This is a genomic window from Polaribacter glomeratus (assembly GCF_002954665.1).
GTDB classification, from domain to species: Bacteria; Bacteroidota; Bacteroidia; order Flavobacteriales; family Flavobacteriaceae; genus Polaribacter; species Polaribacter glomeratus.
This window is the reverse complement of the sequence record NZ_MSCM01000002.1, coordinates 1,114,207-1,116,671: the sequence shown is the minus strand read 5'-3', so window position 1 is coordinate 1,116,671 and position 2,465 is coordinate 1,114,207. Positions and strand designations below refer to the sequence as shown.

2 protein-coding genes are annotated in these 2,465 nt (G+C 34.2%); both read right to left on the bottom strand.

Annotation, left to right across the window (positions count from 1 at the left end; all coding sequences use genetic code 11):
* Positions 1–64 precede the first annotated feature (64 nt).
* Positions 65–1,789 (bottom strand): sodium:solute symporter family protein, encoded by a 1,725-nt coding sequence (locus BTO16_RS14950; protein WP_105022936.1) that lies wholly within the window; start codon positions 1,787–1,789, stop codon positions 65–67.
* Positions 1,779–2,036: a DUF4212 domain-containing protein gene (locus tag BTO16_RS14945; protein WP_105022451.1), complete on the bottom strand. Its 258-nt coding sequence runs from the start codon at positions 2,034–2,036 to the stop codon at positions 1,779–1,781. The genes BTO16_RS14950 and BTO16_RS14945 overlap by 11 nt, the downstream gene beginning before the upstream one ends.
* Between the last annotated feature and the right edge of the window lie 429 nt (positions 2,037–2,465).

Below are 2,465 nucleotides of genomic sequence, written 5' to 3'. Positions count from 1 at the left end.
AAAAATAATTTGTTTGCTAACGTTGTATTACTTTTTCAAATACGAATTTATAGATCTAAAAATACTAGTGCTCTGTTGCTTCTCCAACACCACTTGGTATTCTTATATTTTCTACAATTTCTTGAACTTCTTCTGGTGTTTCTGGTGTAAACTTCATCACCACTATAGAGACTACAAAATTTAAAATCATGGCAACTGAACCAAACCCTTCTGGAGAAATGCCAAACCACCAATCTGTTTTTTCACCGCCACCAAACCAGCCAAACTTAAATTTGGTCATGTAAAACAACATCACTAAAATACCAACTACCATCCCTGCAACTGCACCTTCTTTGTTCATTTTTTTATAAAAAATACCCAAAATAATTGCTGGAAAAAAGGAAGCTGCTGCCAAACCAAATGCCAAAGCTACGGTGGCAGCTACAAATCCTGGAGGATTAATTCCGAAATAGCCTGCAACACAAACTGCTACTGTTGCTGCTAAACGTGCTGCTATTAATTCGCCTTTCTCTGAAATATCTGGATTGATCATTTTTTTGATTAAATCATGCGAAACAGAGGCAGAAATAACCAATAACAAACCTGCTGCTGTAGATAAAGCTGCTGCTAATGCACCTGCAGCCACTAAAGCAATAACCCAATCGGGTAAATTTGCGATTTCTGGATTTGCTAATACCATAATATCGTTGTCAATAACTAATTCGTTGGTTTTTTCATCAGCCAAATACTGAATCAAACCATCATTGTTTTTATCTGTAAAGCTTAACAAACCTGTAGATTCCCATTTTTTAAACCATTCTGGCATTGATGCATATGGTTGATTAGAAACCGTTTCTATCATATTTGTTCTAGCAAATACTGCAACTGCTGGCGCAGCAGTAAATAAAAGAGCAATTAGCAACAAAGCCAATCCTGCCGATTTACGGGCATCTTTCACTTTTTTAACTGTAAAAAACCGAACAATAACATGTGGTAAACCTGCTGTGCCCACCATTAAAGCTAATGTTATTGCAAAAACATCTACCATAGATTTTGTTCCTTCTGTATATTCGGCAAAACCAAGATCGGTACTTAAACCGTCTAGCTTGTCTAATAAATAGGTTCCTGAACCATCAGCAAGTGTGCTTCCAAATCCCAATTGCGGAATTGGGTTTCCGGTCATTTGAATAGAAATAAAAATAGCTGGCACCATAAACGCAAAGATTAAGACACAGTATTGTGCTACTTGTGTGTAAGTGATTCCTTTCATTCCGCCTAAAACAGCATAAAATAAAACGATCACCATCCCTATAATTACCCCTGTATTAATATCTACTTCTAAAAAACGAGAAAACACCAAACCAACGCCTCTCATTTGACCTGCAACGTAAGTAAACGAAACTAAAAGAGCACAAACAACACCCACTAAACGTGCTGTATTTGAATAATAACGATCTCCAATAAAATCTGGTACCGTAAATTTTCCAAACTTTCGTAAATATGGCGCTAATAAAAGCGCTAATAAAACGTAACCGCCAGTCCAGCCCATTAAATAAACGGCACCGTCATAACCTGCAAAAGAAATAATTCCTGCCATAGAAATAAAGGAAGCAGCACTCATCCAGTCTGCTGCTGTTGCCATTCCGTTCGCTAAAGGAGAAACGCCTCCTCCTGCGACATAAAATTCTTTTGTAGAGCCAGCTCTTGTGTAAATGGCAATACCTATATATATGGCAAAAGTGATTCCAACGATGATGTAGGTCCAATTTTGAACGCCTAATCCATCAATAAAAAGTAAATTATTCATCATAGCCATATTTTTTATCTAATTTATTCATCAGTCGAACATACACGAATATGAGTATTACAAACACATACATGGCGCCTTGTTGGGCAAACCAGAATCCTAATTTAAATCCTCCAATTTTTATTTCATTTAGAGCATCTTTCAATAAAATTCCAGCGCAAAAAGACACCATAAACCATATAGTAAGAAGGATGAGAAGATATCTTATATTTTCTTTCCAATAGGCTTTTGCTTTTGTTTTGTTTGTCATAAGTTTAGTTTTTCCAAATAATTGTGTTTACAAAACTAATGTATAAAGAGCTATTAAAAGTCCATAAAAAGTGATTAAATAGTTCTTAATTAGTATTAAAGCAATGTTAATCTCTAACTAATGTTATTGTTTACTTAAATAAAAATATCATTGACTGTTGTATTTGCTAAATTTATCCTAAAAAAATTAAAGCGGTCTATTTAAAAATAAAGTGACTGTCTTATTAAGCTTAATAAAAGAGAATTTTTAAGCAGTTATATAATCACTATCGCACTTCCTTCCAAACAAGTTCATGCATCATTATCCTCCCTTTTTTGTATTTTATTTCTGATTACCTTGAACAAAAGCTAAATCTTTGCAAGAGAGAAAAAACACAATAAGAAAATCAATACCGATTTCGTATATGGTTTTCAATGTTATATTTATAAT